A 19,561-nucleotide genomic window follows, 5' to 3' on the forward strand; every position below is an offset into this window, starting at 1 on the left:
GTTTTTCCGTGGCTTCCAACCTATAAACACATTTCATGATGTATGGATTCCAAATTACTTGCCCTGATGTGATTGGATAGAGCTTCATTTATTAGGATTTGCTGTTAGGTTCCATACTTATTACGACATTTCCCTTCTTGTGTCCTTTCTCGACATATCTATGGGCTTGAACTATTTCTTCAAACGAATAATATCTGTCAATGACCACTTTTAACTTCCCCGCTTCAACAAGTTCTTTGAGGAAGTTCAGAGCTTCGGGGGTTTCAGGTGAATTTTGACTCAATATCAGCTTCTTGCTGGTTGTCAATTTAGTCCATAGCATTCGAACACCAGGTAACGGTACGGTGACATTTAGATAGGTTCCGTCCTTCTTTAGCGATTTCATACAAGCTGAAAACGGACTCTTGTTTACAGCTTCAAAGATAGCATCATAGGTCTCACCATCTCTGGAAAAATCCTCTGATGTGTAATCGATGACCTTATCGGCTCCAAGAGATTTTACCAATTCTAAATTCGTAGTACTGCAAACCCCGGTAACTTTTGCTCCGAAATACTTGGCAATTTGTACTGCATAACTTCCTACACTTCCTGAAGCACCATAGACAAGAACCTTTTGACCACTCTGAATGTTAGCTTTTCTAAGATAAAACAATGCTGTACGTGCCCCAATTGGAATGGCTGCGGCTTCCTCAACAGATAAATTATTGGGTTTAATCGAAACTGGTCCGTCTTCAGGCAGGCACTTATACTCGGCATAAGCACCATACCCCACTTGGGAAGCTGCAAAAACCTGGTCACCTGCTTTAAACAACTTGACATCTTTACCTACTGACTCAACTTCCCCAGATAACTCCAAGCCCAAAATGGATTTCTTGGGACGTCTTAATCCCATTATTATTCGAGCAGGCAGCCAAACAGAGAGGGGAACTGTAAAGCTCCGTGACCGAATATCCCCCATTGTTACCGTTGTCGCTTTCACTTTCACCAGTATTTCATTTTCCTTAGGAGTAGGCTTTTCTACCTCTTTCAGTTGAAGAACGTCAGGGGGACCGTACCTTGTGTACACAATTGCTTTCATTAATCCTCCTCCAATTCGTTAAATTCACTTAATATCTACGAATCTTCAATAACTGTTCTTAAACTATCTTGCTCCGTTAGCATTCCTGTAGAGGATTATATATCGGCTTTGAAAAAAATAGAGCCCCTCAGTATGATGAGAGTACACAAACCAAAACTCATCTTAAGGAGGAAGCTCACGAACAGCATATAAATATGAAGCGTTGAGACATGGGTGAGTAAGATCTCCGAGGGTGTCGTCAGAAATTAAGCAGAAAATGGAATATTAAGGAGTTTAGGTTAATACCTTTGTTTCCCTCTGCCTTCATACTGCTCAAACGGTCAAACCCCTTTTTTATTCACTCATTCTTACGATACCCAATGGAATGAAATCCAGCGAATAAGCGAGCATTCGTAAGAAATACTTAATTAACTTAGGGAGTTTTATATTGAAAGAACTAAATACTACATTCTGGCATCAAAACAAGGATTGATGTGAACTGGAATTCTTAAATTTAAGTATTGCACTCTTTGTATTAATCCGCATCCCCTCCAATAAGCGATTTTGAATAATCTCTTTAAACGCGTTTACAATAGCTTACTCGGATCCTTGTATCTTCATGCCTCTTATAAGTACTTCAGCCACCTCAAGACGCGTTAACTCAAGTTTTCCTTCGAACATCTGCGGGTATATCATCTTTTTCGTTCACCGACAAGAGATGCAATAATAGTCCATCAACGGATTCCAATGCAGTTTTGCTAGTATTCATGTGCTCGGTATACAGGATTCCTCGTTCAATTTCTCTTTTTTACCGAATCTAAATAACGGCAAATGTTTATCCCATTCTCAATTACTTCATTAAAAGTTTATTTGTTAGATTCCTTTTGAAACGTCATTTTGAAATTGTCGTTTATCTGGTCATTATTGATTGAACTCCATTCAAATTCTATTAAAAAAACTATATATCCTCGTGAGGACATATAGCTTTTTATCATTTTTGGAATTGTAATTGATGCAGATTGGCAAAAATGCCCCCCTGCTTAAGTAAATCATCGTGACCGCCCTCTTCAGCAATCCCTTCTTCCGTAACTACAACGATTTTGTCAGCGTTTCGGATAGTTGCCAATCGGTGCGCGATGATTAACGTTGTTCTGTTTTCAGCTAGTTCAGTAAGGGCCTGCTGAATTATTCTTTCCGTTTCAGTATCAAGTGCAGAGGTTGCCTCATCAAGAATTAATATTGGCGGATTTTTCAAAAACATCCTTGCTATTGCAATTCGTTGTTTCTGTCCTCCCGATAATTTCAAACCACGTTCTCCTATTTGTGTCTCATAACCTTCTGGAAGTCCTTCAATGAAAGTCTCTAAATGGGCTTTCCTTGTGGCTTCCAGAATTTGTTCATCTGTTGCGTCAAGCATTCCGTACGCAATGTTCTCTTTTACAGTTCCTGTAAAAAGAAACACATCTTGTTGGACAATGCCAATTTGTGACCTCAATGACTTTTTCGTCATCTCTCGAATATCGATCCCATCAATTGAAATTGAACCGGCATTAACATCATAAAATCGTGGGATCAATGAACATATGGTCGTTTTCCCTGCTCCTGATGGCCCGACAAAAGCGATGGTTTCACCTGCTTTAATAGTAAGATCAATACCTTTTAACACGGATTTTTTGTCTTCATAATTAAAAGAAACGTCCTTAAAGGAAATATCCCCTAATAGGGTAGATACCGCGATTGCATCCTTTTTATCCTCGACATCAGGCGCTACATCCAGAAGTTCCGTAAAACGCTTAAAGCCGGCCATCCCTTTTGGATAGAGTTCCATCAACGCACTGATTTTGTCGATAGGCTTAAAGAGTACGTTAACATACAAGACGAATGCAACCAGTTCACCATATGAGAGCTGCCCATGAAAAGTTAGCCAGGCTCCCATCACCAACACGGCAAGGGTCATAAACCTCGTCATCATGTAAATGCCTGATAAGCTAAAGGACATTACTTTATATCCTAGAAGTTTAGCTTTACGGAATCTGCGATTATTAGTAGAAAATCGTTTCATTTCATATGTTTCATTCGTAAAGGATTGTACAACTCTCACACCAGAGACGCTATCTTCCACACGGGCATTTACATCCGCAACTTCTGTAAACATTTCCTTCCAGGCTTTATTCATCTTTAAATTACTTATGACAATTAATAAAACGAGGAATGGTAAAATACAAACCGATATGAGTGCCAGTTTCACATTTATTGTCAACATAATCCAAAATGCGCCTATAAAAGTCATGAAGGCAATGAATAAATCTTCGGGACCATGGTGAGCAAGTTCACCAATATCGAACAGATCATTGGTTATGCGGCTCATGATATGACCGGTTTTCGTGTTATCAAAAAAACGAAAAGATTGTTTTTGCACATGTTCAAATAATTCCTCACGCATATCAGTCTCAATATTTATACCCAATTTGTGACCCCAATACCCTACGATGAACTGTAAGAAGGTACTAATGATATAAAGAAGGAACAAACCGGCACTTACCGTAACAATTGCCGACCACTCGTCCCCAGGCAGCAGTGTATCTATAAACCACTGAACGGCTAGCGGAAATGCGAGTTCAAGTACAGCAACGACCACTGCACTGAAGAAGTCAATAATGAATAACCGCTTATGCGGCAGGTAATATGAAGCAAAACGTCGAATCATCAAATTTTTCTCCTTTTATACATATATTAAGGAGTATAATTCCATATTCAATAATCAGCAAGCATTTCAGAACCGTCATGTTCATATTATGGTAAAATCATCTATATAAACCAGCCCAACCCGGCTCAAGCATTCTATTAAATGAAGGAGTGAATCCAGTGTAAATAAAAAAATCCATTCTAAATATCAATGGACTTTATTCTCGCAAAAGGATGGTATTCATGAAAAACACATCTTTTCGGTCCCTGTGGATAGGTCAGGCGTTTGCAAATCTAGGGGATATATTTTATGTAGTCGGGTTGATTTCACTATTATATACCTTAACGGGATCGGCTTTTTATTTGAGTTTGCTCCCTTTCACTACAACGATTTTTCGATTTATCAGCAGTCTGCTTGCCCCCGTTGTCATCGACAGGTTTCCGTTAAAAAGAATCCTTGTACAATCTCAATGGTGGAAAACTATATTACTCGTTGTCCTAGGAATCTATATAACAAATACCAATCATGGTATTGCTGTTCCGGTTATATTCTTCATTGCCTTGATTTCATTATTGGATGGAGTCGCTGCCCCGGTTAGCGCAGCTTTGGTTCCACAATTAGTTCCAATGGAAGAACGGATGAAAGCGAATGGTTTCTTGAATGTGGTCACCCAGATCATCTTTGTAGCTGGATGGCCACTCGGTTCCGTTTTATTAATAAGTACCAACAGCAGTATCATTATTTGGCTAACGGTCATACTATTTGCCGTTTCAACGTTCTATACAGTAAAAATTGAAGTCTCAGGACAAACAACGGACACTGTTCATCCGTCAAACTGGGATTCGATTAAATCCGGATGGGTTGCGATTCGCCAAATTCCAACTATCCGTACACTCATTTCCATTGATTTTATCACAACTCTAGCTTCAAGCGTGTGGGTAGCTGCCGTTATATATGTGTATGTTGAACAGAACCTGCAACTTGGTGAGGAGTGGTGGGGATACATTAACACAAGCTACTTTATCGGCATGATTTTCAGTGGATTGATCGTCATCCGTTTTGCCAAGTTACTAGAAAAATATATAGGATTCTTCATCACTTTCGGCCTATTTCTCAGTTCACTGTTGATCCTGCTTTTTGGAACTACCAATATTCCTGCTTTGGCTTTGCTGCTGGCATGCCTGTACGGCCTTCCGGAACAAATCCGGGAAGTGATTTACACTAAGTTATTCCAAGACCATGCTTCGGAAAAGACTCTTGCGAAAATTTATTCAGTTTGGGGAGCGGTCATCAATCTTACATTTGCCGGTTCTGTCTTACTGCTGGGTTATATAACGGAAACATACAGTGTCAAAACAACGTTCCAATTTTCTTCCATCCTAATATTCCTTGCCTTTATTTATGCAATTTTTAAAAGGAAGGAGTTGCACTCAATCACTGCCAAGTCATCTAATATGCCTAGCTGATCCTGCATTCCTTTCGATTCACCATTAAAGAAAAGGAGCCTTTGTTTTCCATGGCTCCTTTCTTTTTATTGGTTTCAAGACCAGTCGAACACGATTGGCGCTCATAAATCTTGCTCGGTGTGATTGGCTTGGCCCTGAAAAAAGTCACACAACCAAACAAGCAAAAATATCCTCAACTTCTCTTATCACCGCATGCACCCAATAATTCTATTTGATAATCAAGATATTCTGTTCGATAAACGCCCAATTCTGTGGGAATTCCAAACCTATCTGCCAATAAGTTGCACCTATCAGTTCATATGCATCAATCACTTCATATTTTGTACTTATCGAACGAATATCTTCAAACCACACAACATGATTCGAATTCTCTCTTTGATAAGTAAAGGTAGGTGAAGCCGCTGAAGTGTCAAAAGTGATTTCCGCCGCAGTTGCAATGGCAAGATTTTGGGCATTTTGAGCTGATAAAGCCTTTGTCTCATGGCTTGGGACTATCCAATCGTATCCATACATGGGAAATGCTGACTGTAATTTATACTCAGGAATTTTCGACAATGCATAACGGAGAACCTCGCCCATCCACCAAAGTGGGGAAATTGGTTCAGGTGGGCCAGTCGGATACCCATAATCAATGGTCATCACGGCAACAAGGTCGGCTGCCTCTCCAATCCCCCGATAATCATGACCGCCTACAATTCGATTATCAGGATTATCCGCTGTTTTTGCATGTACATTCACATGCAGGATCAGTTCGTTCAACTCTTCCTTTAATTCTTTTAAAAAAAGCACATAATCAGAACGTCTGGCAGGCGGGATGAATTCGATGTCCATACTGACACCCCCATAGCCTTTCTCCCTAACGAAATTCAGCATACTATTGATTAAATTCGCTCTGTATACTGGACTATTAAGGACACCACCCGCCAAGTCAGCATCAAAATCACCGTCTTTAAAGTTCCGGATCATCAATAGCGGCGTCACCCCGGTCTGCTCGCATTTCGCGATAAGGGGGAGATCATCACCATCAGCGAATGCATAGCCTTCATTGGTAAAGGTATAAGCTACAATGGCTAAATAGGATAATTTATCACCATTCTCCTCAAGTGTTTCAAATACTACTCCGCCTGAATCCGGGAAGGCAAACCCCAGCGTAATCAATTGATTTTTGTAAGGAGACGGTATCGAAATTTCCGTGCCGACCTTTAGCGAGTTCGCCACAAGTCCTGGATTAGCCTCCGTGATTGCCGCTGCACTCGTTCCAAAACGAATGCCGATTCCAGAGAGGGTATCCCGACTTTTAATTAGATACCTCCGATTCACCACATTTTCATCAGGTATATACAGTGCCAGGCCAGGAACCAAAGCTGTTGATTCCAATCCGTTGACTTCAATAATCCTCGATGGGTCAACTTTATTTTTCGTAGCAATTTGCCAAAGACTGTCTCCCTTTTTTACAATAATGATCGTCATTCAAAACCCTCCAAACCCCCTCCAAAAAGTTTATGTTATCCAGGTAATTAGATAGAACGAATTATCATATTTCCTAATGATGATATCTTGGATTTTTAGTCTTCAGATGCAATATTTATAATTGGGGAGGTTTAAGTGAATTGGAATAAAGGATTACTAAAAAAGAGGCTGTCCAAAAAGGACACCCCCCACGCTATAGGACATCAATCGATTTCTGTTTCAGCCGTTCTTCCATACATCAAAGCAAATTCTTAATATCGTAGAACTTCCCATTCTCCAAATCTTCCACTGCCAGAAGCTTCAATAGTTTTTCTGCCACAAATTCGGGGCTCCTTAACATGCCCTTCTCTTTATAATCATGAAATTTGTCTCGATCGGAAAAGTCCCGTTCGTCTGCTGACCGGATTGTCCCTTGCATCTCCGTGTCCATTACACCTGGTGAAAAAGATATAAGAGACGTAGGGAACGACACTTTACCCTGTTCCAACCCTGCAACCCGGGTGAACATTTCTAGCCCCGCCTTGGTACTGCAGTATGCTGCCCAACCATGATAAGGATTTTTTGCTGCACCTGAAGATATGTTCACCATTACCTTCTTTCGGTTCCAGTCCTTAGTCTGTTTAACGAATTCATCCGCCAATACGATGGGTGCCATGAAATTCACCCGCATGCTGGTTTCCAAATTTACTTTACCAAGGTTTCCTACCGGCTTTATCGGTTCAATGACACCTGCATTATTAATGAAGAAAATGTCACTTGTTTCATCGACAGCAGCAAGGATCTCATTGACCAAGGAAGGTAACTTTTCAGTTTCATTCAAGTCCATCGATATAAAAGTAAGTTTCGTCCCGGATTGGTCAGCCATCTCCTCCATTTCAGGATGAGCTGTACGGGAAACTAAAATGCAATGATCACTTGTCCGCAAACATCCCTTGGCAATCGCTGCCCCTAAACCTTTTGAAGCACCTGTGATTATAAAAGTTTCCACGGCATTCCCCCCTTTTTTGAATCATTATCTATTGTACCAAAAGAAGCGGCCCATATAGTAAAGGGCCGCTTCTTTTGGTCGACAAAACGAGGTTTGGAATGGCCTCATTCCCTTTCACGATTTAATCGAGGGAATGAATACCACGCCTTAAAATAAGATTGGTTATACTTCAAGATTTTATGCGACACTCCTGCCGAAAACTTGCTAGCCGAGACACCAGAGGAGACTTTGGCAGACAGTCAGCTGACAGGGAACGGATTTCTAAAACAGCTGGAATGTTTTTTAAATAAAAAAATGCAGGCAAACCCGCTTTTCTCGAGTTTGTCTACAGTCTGAAGCGGCCCTTATAGTAATGGCCGCTTATTTATTAAGCTATAAAATCGGTGATACCAGCCTAGCAATGGACTCTTTAAAGCGGATCCATTTTGATCGCTTTTCGAACTCTTCAATTGTAAGGTGCCTGCAGACTTCGACATCCTTATAAAAAATCCTTGTCAGTGTTTCGGCTATTCCTTCATCATATATGAAGGCATTGACTTCAAAATTCAATTTAAAACTTCGGACATCAATGTTAGCTGTCCCCACCGAAGAGACCTCTTCGTCCACCACGATCATCTTAGCATGTATAAAGCCGTTATCATAGATGTATATCTTAGCTCCTGCTCTTAATAACTGCCCTGCATTGAACGTTGTTGCCCAATAAACGAAAAGGTGATCAGGTTTATTCGGAATCATGATCTTTACATCTAATCCCGATAAGCTGGCAATTTTGAGTGCATCCAATAAACTTGCATCAGGTATGAAGTAAGGTGTTTGAATGAGAATCGATTTCTTTGCTGAAGAAATTAATTTAATATAGCCATTTTTAATTTGTTCCCATTCAGAATCCGGCCCACTTGTCACAATTTGCAAATCTATATTGCCTTGAGGCTTTAAAGTTGAAGGGAAATAATGAGGCTGATAAGTTATATCATGGTGCTTTGAAGCCTGATTCCAGTCCAGGATAAAACGTGTTTGAATGGCTTTGACAGCCGAACCCTTTATTCGAAGGTGTGTATCACGCCAATAACCGAATTTTGGATTAAGCCCTAAATATTCATCCCCAACATTAAAGCCTCCAACATACCCTACCTTTCCATCTATAATGACTAGCTTTCGATGGTTACGGAAATTCAACCGTAAATTAATAAATTTTAACTTGGATGGAAAAAATGCCTCCACTCGTCCTCCTGCCTGCCTAAATTCCCTGAAGAAACTTTTAGTCATTCCTCTTGAACCCAGCTCGTCATAAAGAAGGCGAACTTTGACACCTTCATTAGCCTTTCTAGTCAAAGCTTCAATGAATCGCTTACCTAGGCCGTCCCTTTGGATGATGTAATATTGTATATGAATATGGTTTTCGGCCTCTTCAATATCTTTAAAAAGCTGGTCAAACTTCCTTTTTCCTTCCGTAAAAATATCGACTTGATTATCTTCCGTAAGAACGGCATCATTGTTCCGGAGGTGCATATAAATCAAATCACGATAATTACTCGAAGAAGCATTTCGAAAGGGAAAATGATCCATAGAAAGATCTTCCATCTGTTTATCAAGGATTTCTTCAATTCCAATCTTCTTCTTGTCCTCCCATTGGAATAAGTGGGCGTGCCTTAAACTTGTTCCAAAAAGGAGGTATAAAATAAAACCGGCTACAGGCAGAAAAAATAACACCAATAACCAAGCCCAGGTCGTGCTCGCTTCCCTTCTTTCAAAAAATATGACAATCGTGGCAAATAATATATTAAGAATGATAACGAGGCCGAGCAAAACCGATGTAACATGCGTAAATTCCATAGCATACCCTCACTCAATTTTTATCCCTTTAAGGATAACATGCAAATTCTTTATATCAAAGGATTTGCTTATTAGAAAAGGAAAACAGAGAATTCACAAAAATAGGCCTCTTTCTGTAGAGGCCCATTTAAAGTAATCCATCCACCCGCACACTAAATTTCCCCAGTATGTCAGGTAGTCTTATAACCATTCTCTTAAAATTCCCAACTCACATTTATAAAAAATGCGAGTTTTTACCGACTTTTCACTAATAAATTCACAGCTTCTTTGACTAGCTCTTCGGGATTCTTTTCTCCGGTTTCATTAGCCTCACGAACGCATTCTACGAGATTGGAACTTACAATAACCCCGATTGTCCTATCGATCGCGGATCTAGTGGCAGATAACTGCGTTACTACATCTCTACAATCTTTGTTTTCCTCCATCATTTTCAATATCCCACGAAGCTGACCTTCAATTCGCTTCACTCTATTTTTCATCTGCTTATCATATTCCATGTGAGGTCGGCCTCCTACTCTGCCTATTACTTATGAATCCTATCCAGACATCCATCACAAAACCCATTCAGTATTAAATGAAGCTTGATAAAAATCTTACAATTTATAATACATACCACTTACGTATTTTTGTCAAGTGCCAATATCCTAGCTCCATATGTAATTTCTATTTTTCTACAAGAAGACTCTGTGCAACAGCCTCAGAAAACTCGATCGTCATTTGGGGAACATAGGTTTTTAACAAAGCATTTACTATAGGGGCTTTAGCTCCTTTTGCCGAGATAGCCAGGCAACCAGTCATTTTAGTCTGTCCATTTCCGCACTGTTCTGCAAGAAAATAACCATGCCCATCAAATTTTTCATTTAATCCCTTAAGTTTAAATGTTACCTTATCGGGTTCGTTCCATTCCAATATATTCACTTCAAGTTTAATTTTCTTTTTCATTAATCCCAAATCGCTTTTAAACTCCCATATAAGTGTCCCATCATTTATCATCACATGATTGATATATCCTGGGACAAGAGGTGCCCAACGATCTATGACACTGACAAATCCCCATACTGTTTTTATTGGAACAGGTAATATGATACTATGCACACCTTCTGACAAAGCAGTTCCCCCTTAAACATTTTACTTACATCTTTTTAATGTATGGCTGAACAATATTGAATAGAACGGTTAGATACGGAAACAAATTTTCACGATATTACCTCTTGGATTTGTTTTATATACGAGTTAAAAGATTTGGATCATTAAAAACCTTCAACCATTCAAATTCAAAGAATCGCCCCTCTGGAATAACGGGACGATCCTTTTATGTCTTTTACTCGTTAATCGGACGCAAATTCTACCGTATACATATTCAATTTTGGATCAGGGTTAATCCAGGCGCTCTCAAACACGAAGACCACTTTATAATTTACGTAATCTGTATAAGTGACATAATACATTCCTTCTTGCTCCTCTTCACTTACAGGTTCACCAATCAATCCCTTCACCTTAGATAAATGAATCGTTTGCAATTGCGGATCAAAATCCTCAATTGCGGTAATCGTTTTTCTACCTGTTGAGCCGTCATAGAGAAATCGGACATTACGGCTCCAATAATTAGCTGCAACAGTACTTAAATCTTCCGGTGTACCCCATTCTTTTTCCACTTTCTTCAACGAATCACCTACAGAAAATGGTTTACTGTTAATGGATTGTTGGGATTCATAGGCTAATCCCATGATCTGCCTAATCAAGAGATCTGGCGTGGACTGTGATGATATTGAAGCTGAAGAAGCAAAAACAGCCTGCCCACTAAACATGAAAAATGCCAGCATTAGAAATGTAAAGCTTCGGATAAAACGATTCACTTGTTTCAAAGTTATCCTCCCTTTCTCGTGATAATGACTACTTACACTATTTTAACCGCTTTTAATTAGGGATCCCGAAAATTCAAGGTAATCCAGCAGTTCTATATATGCTCAATAATTGAGAATAATACCATCTTCAATCCTCTTAAACGTGTCATTCTTCACTCATAATAAGGACGTTATATCTTCAACAAAATGAAAGTTTTTTGGAACAAAAATTATTTGCCGTTTGGAAACTGGGCTAAATAATACTGTGCAAATGATTTAGACTGTTACTGAATGAATTGCCTATATCATTCCATTTGGTTTTACCTTTACTATTAATATTCGTTGGTATTTTGGACACATGCCATTCGTACTGAAAAAAATCTTTTCAAAGTGATGAGCATTCCAAAAGATTAAGAACTGCTTTTTTGTTTCAGGAACGAAATCGGAAGATGGGAATGAAGTAGCCATCATTTGCAGAGGCTACTGAATCTACCGTAACAAAAAACAAGTATAAATGCCTCTCTTCAAGCTATGAATTCCATTTACAATCAGGGCATTGCATTTTATACAGTTGTGTCGTCTTGTCTTAATTTAGTTATTCCCATAAAACATAACACATCGTTACGATTTAGCTCTATCTCGATTTATTGATCCTTTCAATCGAAAGATTAATACCGATCATGCCATTTCAAGTGGACCACATTTCATTCAAATTGTTGGATTTGAGTCAATATTTTGGACACTAAAAAGTTAAATCTTAAGCTGTATTCCTAATTCGATCTTCAATGGCTTGTGGGGTTTGATAACCCAAGCTGCTGTGAATTCTTTTTCGGTTATACCAACCTTCAATAAATTGGAACATCGCTAATTTAGCTGTTTGATAGTCTAGATATTGTACGTGGTTGACTTCTTCCTTCTTTAATAGGGCATGAAAGGATTCAATACAGGCATTATCGTACGGGCAACCTTTCTGACTAAAGGATTGCTTAATATGATGGTTTTGGATATGTTGAGTAAACTCACTGCTTGTATATTGTGAGCCAAGATCGGTATGAAGAACTAAGCCCTCCGAGGGCTTTTGTGATAGGTGTGCGTTATTGAAAGCTTTTATGACCAGTTCTGTCGTCATTGAACGAGAAAATGAATACCCTACTATTTTCTTAGAATGAAGGTCTAATACCGAAGCTAAATAACACCATCCGTCTTTTAACGTATGGATATACGTAATATCTGCTACCCATTTCTCATTAATGGTCTGAGTAGTGAAGTCTCGTTTTAACAAATTATCCAATTGAATAACCTTTTCTTTAGATGGATAGGGACGGTATTTTTTCTTAGTAATAGAACGAATTCTCGCCTTGCTCATTAAGCGTTGAACACGCTTTAGACTTAGGGAAAACCCTTTGGTTAATAAGCTTTCATGAATCTTTGGAGCCCCATATCGTCCCTTGCTTTCCAGGTAAATGAGATGAATTTCCTTCGTGAGTTCTTGGTTTTCCTGTTCGCGATTTGATACGACTATTTGAAGGGACTGATAATGGCTGCTTCTTGGGATTTCTAGTATTTCACACATCTTCTGTACGGGATATTGTTTCTTGTGTTCCTCAATAAATTCGGTAAGATCTGTTTCGGTTACTTTTTCGCGAATATGGCCATAGCCTTTTTTAAGATTTCAACTTCTTGCTTTAACCGAAGGTTTTCCTTTTGAATGGCGGCTAATTCCTTTGGAGTCATGGACTCTTCCCCTAAACCGATTGGAGTAAATTCTTTAACCCATTTATAAATGGTAACTTCTGATACGCCATATTCGCCGCTTAATTCTTTGACCGAATTACCCGAGTGATAAAGATCTACAATAGTCTTCTTGAATTCATTATTGTATTTTTTACCTGTATTCTTACGTTCCAAGACGGACACATCCTCTCAAAAATCATTGTAAGGACTTAACTAAAATGTGTCCATGAAACTATACTAACTCCATTGTCCTGATTTTAAAACTACGACTAAAACAATTTTATTTGGTTAACTTGATGCAAATGGCGCCAGACACTGTCCAAACCCGCACAAAAAAACGGTTGACAGCGTTTTCTTATAAAGATAGTATATTTATTACAAGTTAACGATGATGGAGATTTGGAGACTCATGCTTTAATAGACCTTTTAAACAAAAAGGGCACTATTTAGGTGTGGGTTTTTTTATGTTTCAACATCGATACTTAACTTGGTTCAAAATTATAATAAGGAGGAATTGGATGCTCAAATTATTTAAGCCTGCCCTACCAGTGGAAAGATTACCTGAAGATAAAATAGATTCTGAATATAAGAAACTCAGATTACAAGTTTTCATCGGAATCTTCATTGGTTATGCAGCGTACTATTTAATTCGCAAAAACTTTACCATGGCAATGCCATATTTAAAGGAGGAAGGGTTTACAACTGGAGAGCTGGGTCTTGCATTATCAGCCATTTCGATTTCATATGGGATAAGTAAGTTTGTAATGGGAACTGTATCAGACCGAAGTAATGCACGGTACTTCTTGCCAGTAGGATTGATTCTTGCTGGAATTGTTAGCTTACTTATGGGCGTCGTTCCATTTTTCACATCATCGGTTGCAATTATGTTTATCATGTTATTCATTAATGGATGGTTTCAAGGAATGGGTTGGCCTCCATCAGGCCGAGTACTTGTTCACTGGTTTAGTGTTAGTGAAAGAGGTGGAAAAACAGCGGTATGGAATGTTGCCCATAACGTGGGTGGTGGCTTAATGGCACCATTGGCGATTGGAGGTGTCTCCATCTTTGCAACATTTATGGGTTCTTCTTATTCAGGTTATGAAGGGATTTTTATACTACCTGCTATAGTTGCTATTATAATCGCAATCATTTCTTTTATCTTAATACGCGATACACCACAATCAGTTGGATTACCTCCAATTGAAGAGTATCGTAATGATTTTCCAAATAAAATGAAAAAAACGTTTGAAACAGAATTGACAACAAAAGAGATATTATTTAAATATGTTTTAAATAACAAATGGGTTTGGGCGATTGCGATTGCAAACATCTTTGTTTATTTCGTCCGTTATGGGGTACTTGATTGGGCTCCGACCTATTTAAGCGAAGAAAAAGGCTTCAACATGGACGAATCCAGTACGGCTTATTTCTTATATGAATGGGCAGGCATTCCGGGAACTTTATTATGCGGTTATATCTCGGATAAAGTTTTTAAAGGGCGTCGTGGACCGGCCGGGGTTGTCTTTATGCTAGGAGTATTAATCGCTGTCCTTGTTTACTGGTTTAACCCTGCAGGTAACCCAATGATTGATATTATTTCACTAATTGCTATTGGATTCTTAATTTATGGGCCTGTAATGTTAATTGGTCTACAAGCACTTGATTTAGTTCCTAAAAAAGCTGCCGGTACTGCAGCAGGACTGACTGGCTTATTTGGATATTTAGGTGGATCAGTAGCGGCTAATGCCATTATGGGATATGTAGTGGACTTTGCAGGTTGGAATGCAGGCTTTACATTGATAACAATTTCTTGTGTTCTAGCAGTAGTGGTTTTTGCATTTACATGGAATGTTCGTGGACAGGAAGTAGTAAAAGGCTAATACAGGAAACATTTAGCTCAAGCTTCCCCTTTAGATGTATTTCTAAGGGGGTTAATTTTTTAGGACAATAGCCAAAAATACCACAAAATAAACTTACAAGCCTCATTTATAATCTGAATATTCGGTTTTTTTATCTTCGCACGCAGGTGTGCGTATGAATGAGCAAAATTTCATATTAAAATATTATTATACAATAAAAAACTATGCCTATAAACCAATGGTCCAATAGGCATAGTCATACCAACAAAATTATATAGTTTAATGTCTTCTACAAATTTACTGGTTATTCCCGATCGAAAAGAGATGCACCTGCTATACCAGGCTTTGTCATCTCATAAGGATTTAAAATTAAATCCAATTCTTCTTCAGTTAACACATCATACTGTAAACAAAGTTCGCGAACTGATTTTCCTTTTAAAATCGCTTCACGCGCAATACGTGAAACCACTTCGTAACCAAGGTGCGGGTTGACCGCTGTAATCACTCCAACACTTTGTTCGACATAATCTTTTAAATGTTGCTCATTCGCTTCAATGCCTTCTAAACAATAATCTGTAAAGACATTGAAAGCATTGTTCATAATGCTGATAGATTGCAATAAATTGAATACAAGCACTGGCTCCATTACATTCAACTCTAGTTGCCCCGCTTCTGATGCTAAGCATATCGTATTATCGTTCCCGATCACTTGGAAAGCGACTTGATTAATTAATTCTGGCATTACTGGATTTACTTTTCCTGGCATGATGGATGAACCTGGTTGACGAGCTGGAAGAGTGATTTCTCCTAATCCCGCTCTTGGTCCTGAAGCCATCAAACGTAAATCATTAGCAATTTTAGACATATTCATCATACATACTTTCAATGAAGCTGAAACTTCAGTATATGCATCCGTATTTTGGGTTGCATCTACTAAATGTTCTGCTCCGACAAGTGGCAATTCACTGATTTCAGCTAAATACTTAACAACATTTTCAATGTAACGCGGATCTGCATTTAATCCCGTTCCAACTGCAGTTGCTCCCATATTCACTTCATATAAATGTTGACGTGATTGACTGATTCTTTTTATATCCCGCTCTAATACGCGACTATATGCTTCAAATTCTTGCCCGAGACGAATTGGCACTGCATCCTGAAGATGTGTGCGACCCATTTTGATAACATGATCAAATTGTTTTGCTTTATTCTTTAGGACCGTACTCATCTTTGTCATTGTTTGTATTAACTGCTCTAATAGTCGTAGTGTTGATAAATGAATGGCAGTTGGAAATACGTCATTCGTCGATTGTGACATGTTAACGTGGCTGTTTGGACTAACATGAACATACTCACCTTTATTGTGTCCCATAAGTTCTAACGCTCGGTTGGCAACGATTTCATTAATGTTCATATTCATCGAAGTGCCCGCGCCGCCTTGAATTGGGTCAACGATGAAATATTCATGCCACTTTCCATCGATCACTTCATCTGAAGCTTTAACGATAGCGTTTCCAATACCTTCATACAAGCGTTTGGTATCCATATTTGCTAAAGCGGCTGCTTTTTTTATCATAGCAAGTGCACGGATCATTTCTTCATTGACTTTATAACCGGTAATCGGAAAATTTTCTACAGCGCGTAAAGTTTGTATTCCATAATAAACATCTGCTGGAATTTCCTTTTCCCCAAGAAAGTCTTTTTCAATTCGGTATGTTCTCTCATCTATCAACATTTCCTCTTGCCCCTTTGTTTGTTCTAGAATGTAATGTCCTCTGCAATCGGTGTTTCCATCAATTCCTTCACCTTTTTGGGATCCTGTGTCTTTGCTAATATCCACATCAACTTAGGAACGATGGCTTCTGTATTCATATTTCTGGAACGAATGATGACATTCTTATTTACTTTTCGTCCCACTTCGTATATATCCATATCCTCCCCTTCCTCTAAACATTGGGTAGTAATGACAATGGATATTCCACACTCGACCAACTCATTCAACTTCTCTAAAATATTTCTTCCTTGAAACGGAATACCTCCGCTCCCATAACTTTCAATTACAATTCCCCGGTATTGATTTTTCAGAAAATCAAAGAATTCGGGCTTAATCCCCGGATATAGCTTAACCAAAGCAACATCAGTACAAATGGAAGCATCTAACTTGGCTTCCTTATTCTTTGTTGATTGAACTGGCTTAAGATACTCAATTTTATCTTTTGATATGGAAGCAATATAAGGATAATTAATACTTTCAAACGAATCATAGCTTTTCGTTCTCAATTTAATGGCCCTTGTACCCTGGATGACTCTACCATCAAAAACTACATATACGCCTCCAATATCTTCACAAGCAAACCGAATCGCATCAGAGATATTTCTTTTGGCATCCGTCTTTTTAAAGGCAATTGGGATTTGAGAACCTGTAATAATAACTGGTTTCCCTAAATCTTGTAACATATATGAGAGCGCAGCTGAAGTGTAAGCCATCGTATCTGTCCCATGGGTGATCACAAAGCCATCGTAATCATGGTAGTGCTCATGGATGGATTGTGCCATTTCTGTCCAATCTTCCGGCTGCATATTTGTACTATCGATATTCATCAAAGGCTTACTATCAATCTGACATACATCTAATCCCGGAAGGTGACCTAAAATTTCGTCAGCTTTCATCCCTGGAACCAGTCCATTTTCCCCTTCTAACGATGCAATTGTACCACCGGTAGTAATTAACATCAACTTCTTAATTTTTGAATTCAATTTCTCCAATTTACTACCCCCTATAAAGCCTCCCTGTATCCCAATCATTCTAAGCATCTCAGAAAGGATGTATTCATTGTAAATGTTCATGTTACGCGTACATCACATGTAATTATAGTTCTGTTCAAGTGTGAAATCAAGCTAAAGTTATTCATTACGCGTACACTTTATTGTCATATGATGGTATAATGGATTTATATAAAAGGAGAGTAATAAAAATGATATTAAATAGATTAACTACATTAAGGAAGTGCAAAAGGTGGTCTTTGCAATATACGGCTGACAGGCTCGGAATCGCCAAGAGTACCTATGCAGGTTACGAATCGGGCCACCGCCGCCCTTCATTAGAAACGATTAATTTATTAGCCGGCTTATATGATACATCCACCGATTATCTTCTAGGTAGAGTAGATTATCCAGCTTCTCTGCCTAAAGAGGTTTCCACAGAATCACTTCAGGTCTTGGAATTAACCGATTTATCAAATATGAAGCTTTCTGTCGATGGAATTTCTCTTTCTGAAGAAGAAACGATTCAATTTATTGCTTTTATTAGAGCTAAGCGAGAAGTGGAAGTAAATCGAGATAAACTTAATAAAACAAAAGAGCCATTGGGCTAAGTTCTGGTAAGTGGAATCTGATATAACCTTTCATTTAGCAACAAAAATACGAAATCAAATTGCTATTTTCCTGAAACATTTATGAGGGACAGAACCGTTTGACATAAAGCAGGGTCTTATAGTTATAAAGTGGACTTATTGCACTATCTCCTGATAGTTGGAATTTAACTTACTTGGAAAATTAAGATATGGTAGGCTTGATAGATTCTTTAAGAACATGAACTCCCTTAACTTTTGTTAGGATAAGTTGTCCTCGTTATTGAAGTTCGCACTTCCATGACTAAAATGATCGCTATTTTTTTATGACAAGATAATATGTGTACAAATAGATTATACTACTAACTGGTCTGGGCTCTGTAATAAACCAATGTCCCAAGAAAGTAAGTTGGAGGTTTTTTATCATTTAATAGAAGAAAGTCGTCTTATCATAGATCCTCCATTATTTTTATCCTGTTTTCCACTCTTCTTACAAAAAAAATTTAACAGAATTTTTTGTAATTCTTCCGTTTTCCCTCGATTTTTTCGCTTATTTACATTTAATCACTCCTACTTTCCCTCTTTATTATTTGCAATGACAGAAAAAACCATAGCAAAGCTCATGGTTTTTTCCCAATCTCATATATGGAAATTAATGAAATCTTTAAAAGAAAATACGAAGCTGAATGGTGGAACCATCATCATGAAGTGGAACATACGTTATTATTCATGTGCTGTTTTTCGGAAAGCGAAATTTTATAAGCCTTAAAAGAATGGGAAATTGCTTAAGCAAACAATAAAATTGCAATACCTTGCTAGTACTATCTTATGAGCATATTTAAAAAATGACTAAACTATATACTGCTTCCCAATAAATTAAGGCATCTCGTCTTCTTTTTCCCGATTTTTAAAAGCTTCATGTGTGACAATATCCTCTATCTGTTCATATTGTCGACTGTGTTCTTTCTCTTCGCTTATTCTATTATTAGGTAAATTCCCTGGATGTCCTTTTTCTTTGTGATTAAAATTTTTACCACGACTCATATTCATTCTCTCCTTTCTATTCTTGTTTGTTTAGTTTTCCCAAGCGTAAAAAAAATATGATTTAATTTCCCTTTTTACTGATCGTGAATCATTTTGTCAATAAGGAACTTTCATTCTAGGTTGACTCACATCTCATTGCTTCTTGCTTTAATGAAGGCTGTTTTACATTGTTGCCTTAAGCAGTTTGGCTAAAAAAGTAAAGGTGAATCTGAACCTGCGCAAAATCGGAT

The 19,561-nt window shown here is 38.3% G+C and carries 15 protein-coding genes and 1 pseudogene; 3 read left to right on the top strand and 13 right to left on the bottom strand.

Annotation, left to right across the window (positions count from 1 at the left end; all coding sequences use genetic code 11):
- Window positions 1–91 precede the first annotated feature (91 nt).
- From ABIE66_RS15035 to ABIE66_RS15045, 3 genes and pseudogenes are all read right to left on the bottom strand, one after another.
- The gene (locus ABIE66_RS15035) at window positions 92–1,078 is read right to left on the bottom strand and encodes an NAD(P)-dependent alcohol dehydrogenase (RefSeq protein WP_370015294.1); all 987 of its coding nucleotides are present in this window, start codon (window positions 1,076–1,078) and stop codon (window positions 92–94) included.
- A gap of 643 nt (window positions 1,079–1,721) precedes the next feature.
- Window positions 1,722–1,851 (bottom strand): annotated as a pseudogene (sat, locus tag ABIE66_RS15040) (sulfate adenylyltransferase); the annotation flags it as partial.
- Between the two features lie 197 nt (window positions 1,852–2,048).
- A complete protein-coding gene (locus ABIE66_RS15045) occupies window positions 2,049–3,764 on the bottom strand; it encodes an ABC transporter ATP-binding protein (RefSeq protein WP_370015295.1) in 1,716 nt (571 codons plus the stop codon).
- A gap of 221 nt (window positions 3,765–3,985) precedes the next feature.
- Here ABIE66_RS15045 and ABIE66_RS15050 point away from each other — a divergent pair, with 221 nt between their 5' ends.
- The gene (locus tag ABIE66_RS15050) at window positions 3,986–5,209 is read left to right on the top strand and encodes an MFS transporter (RefSeq protein WP_370015297.1); all 1,224 of its coding nucleotides are present in this window, start codon (window positions 3,986–3,988) and stop codon (window positions 5,207–5,209) included.
- A 207-nt stretch (window positions 5,210–5,416) separates the two neighbouring features.
- Here the strand turns inward: ABIE66_RS15050 and ABIE66_RS15055 are convergent, their stop codons facing one another.
- From ABIE66_RS15055 to ABIE66_RS15085, 7 genes are all read right to left on the bottom strand, one after another.
- Entirely contained in the window at window positions 5,417–6,679 is a 1,263-nt protein-coding gene (locus ABIE66_RS15055) for a glycosyl hydrolase family 18 protein (RefSeq protein ID WP_370015298.1), read from the bottom strand.
- A 238-nt stretch (window positions 6,680–6,917) separates the two neighbouring features.
- Complete coding sequence (locus ABIE66_RS15060) at window positions 6,918–7,667, bottom strand: (S)-benzoin forming benzil reductase (RefSeq protein WP_370015299.1); 750 nt, start codon at window positions 7,665–7,667, stop codon at window positions 6,918–6,920.
- Between the two features lie 372 nt (window positions 7,668–8,039).
- Window positions 8,040–9,500 (bottom strand): cardiolipin synthase, encoded by a 1,461-nt coding sequence (cls, locus tag ABIE66_RS15065; protein ID WP_370015300.1) that lies wholly within the window; start codon window positions 9,498–9,500, stop codon window positions 8,040–8,042.
- A 233-nt stretch (window positions 9,501–9,733) separates the two neighbouring features.
- Entirely contained in the window at window positions 9,734–9,997 is a 264-nt protein-coding gene (locus tag ABIE66_RS15070; RefSeq protein ID WP_289325306.1) for a metal-sensitive transcriptional regulator, read from the bottom strand.
- A gap of 166 nt (window positions 9,998–10,163) precedes the next feature.
- Window positions 10,164–10,607 (bottom strand): SRPBCC family protein, encoded by a 444-nt coding sequence (locus ABIE66_RS15075; protein ID WP_289325307.1) that lies wholly within the window; start codon window positions 10,605–10,607, stop codon window positions 10,164–10,166.
- 221 nt (window positions 10,608–10,828) lie between these two features.
- Window positions 10,829–11,356, bottom strand: coding sequence for a DUF4309 domain-containing protein (locus tag ABIE66_RS15080; RefSeq protein ID WP_370017054.1), 528 nt, complete (start codon window positions 11,354–11,356; stop codon window positions 10,829–10,831).
- Between the two features lie 745 nt (window positions 11,357–12,101).
- Window positions 12,102–13,252, bottom strand: a protein-coding gene (locus tag ABIE66_RS15085; protein WP_370014669.1) for an IS3 family transposase whose coding sequence is annotated in 2 segments (ribosomal slippage) — window positions 12,102–13,003 and window positions 13,003–13,252 — 1,152 coding nt in all. Because the reading frame shifts where the segments join, the coding sequence is not laid out codon by codon here.
- 344 nt (window positions 13,253–13,596) lie between these two features.
- Between ABIE66_RS15085 and glpT the strand changes: the two genes are divergently transcribed.
- Window positions 13,597–14,958 (top strand): glycerol-3-phosphate transporter, encoded by a 1,362-nt coding sequence (gene glpT / locus ABIE66_RS15090; protein WP_370015301.1) that lies wholly within the window; start codon window positions 13,597–13,599, stop codon window positions 14,956–14,958.
- Window positions 14,959–15,241: 283 nt separating this feature from the next.
- Here the strand turns inward: glpT and aspA are convergent, their stop codons facing one another.
- Complete coding sequence (aspA, locus tag ABIE66_RS15095) at window positions 15,242–16,672, bottom strand: aspartate ammonia-lyase (RefSeq protein ID WP_370017055.1); 1,431 nt, start codon at window positions 16,670–16,672, stop codon at window positions 15,242–15,244.
- 23 nt (window positions 16,673–16,695) lie between these two features.
- Entirely contained in the window at window positions 16,696–17,682 is a 987-nt protein-coding gene (locus tag ABIE66_RS15100) for an asparaginase (RefSeq protein ID WP_370017056.1), read from the bottom strand.
- A gap of 230 nt (window positions 17,683–17,912) precedes the next feature.
- Here ABIE66_RS15100 and ABIE66_RS15105 point away from each other — a divergent pair, with 230 nt between their 5' ends.
- A complete protein-coding gene (locus tag ABIE66_RS15105; RefSeq protein WP_289316167.1) occupies window positions 17,913–18,311 on the top strand; it encodes a helix-turn-helix domain-containing protein in 399 nt (132 codons plus the stop codon).
- An 852-nt stretch (window positions 18,312–19,163) separates the two neighbouring features.
- Here ABIE66_RS15105 and ABIE66_RS15110 read toward each other — a convergent pair.
- Window positions 19,164–19,331: a hypothetical protein gene (locus tag ABIE66_RS15110; protein WP_162878727.1), complete on the bottom strand. Its 168-nt coding sequence runs from the start codon at window positions 19,329–19,331 to the stop codon at window positions 19,164–19,166.
- Window positions 19,332–19,561 lie beyond the last annotated feature (230 nt).

The organism is Peribacillus sp. B2I2, assembly GCF_041261685.1.
In the GTDB taxonomy this organism is placed as follows: domain Bacteria; phylum Bacillota; class Bacilli; order Bacillales; family DSM-1321; genus Peribacillus.

Excerpts from the sequence above, each read along its gene's own strand:
- ABIE66_RS15045 (WP_370015295.1), bottom strand. The coding sequence starts at position 3,764 with ATGATTCGACGTTTTGCTTCATATTACCTGCCGCATAAGCGGTTATTC.
- glpT (WP_370015301.1), top strand. The coding sequence starts at position 13,597 with ATGCTCAAATTATTTAAGCCTGCCCTACCAGTGGAAAGATTACCTGAA.
- aspA (WP_370017055.1), bottom strand. The coding sequence starts at position 16,672 with ATGTTGATAGATGAGAGAACATACCGAATTGAAAAAGACTTTCTTGGG.
- ABIE66_RS15050 (WP_370015297.1), top strand. The coding sequence starts at position 3,986 with ATGAAAAACACATCTTTTCGGTCCCTGTGGATAGGTCAGGCGTTTGCA.
- ABIE66_RS15070 (WP_289325306.1), bottom strand. The coding sequence starts at position 9,997 with ATGGAATATGATAAGCAGATGAAAAATAGAGTGAAGCGAATTGAAGGT.
- cls (WP_370015300.1), bottom strand. The coding sequence starts at position 9,500 with ATGGAATTTACGCATGTTACATCGGTTTTGCTCGGCCTCGTTATCATT.
- ABIE66_RS15055 (WP_370015298.1), bottom strand. The coding sequence starts at position 6,679 with ATGACGATCATTATTGTAAAAAAGGGAGACAGTCTTTGGCAAATTGCT.
- ABIE66_RS15110 (WP_162878727.1), bottom strand. The coding sequence starts at position 19,331 with ATGAGTCGTGGTAAAAATTTTAATCACAAAGAAAAAGGACATCCAGGG.
- ABIE66_RS15105 (WP_289316167.1), top strand. The coding sequence starts at position 17,913 with ATGATATTAAATAGATTAACTACATTAAGGAAGTGCAAAAGGTGGTCT.
- ABIE66_RS15035 (WP_370015294.1), bottom strand. The coding sequence starts at position 1,078 with ATGAAAGCAATTGTGTACACAAGGTACGGTCCCCCTGACGTTCTTCAA.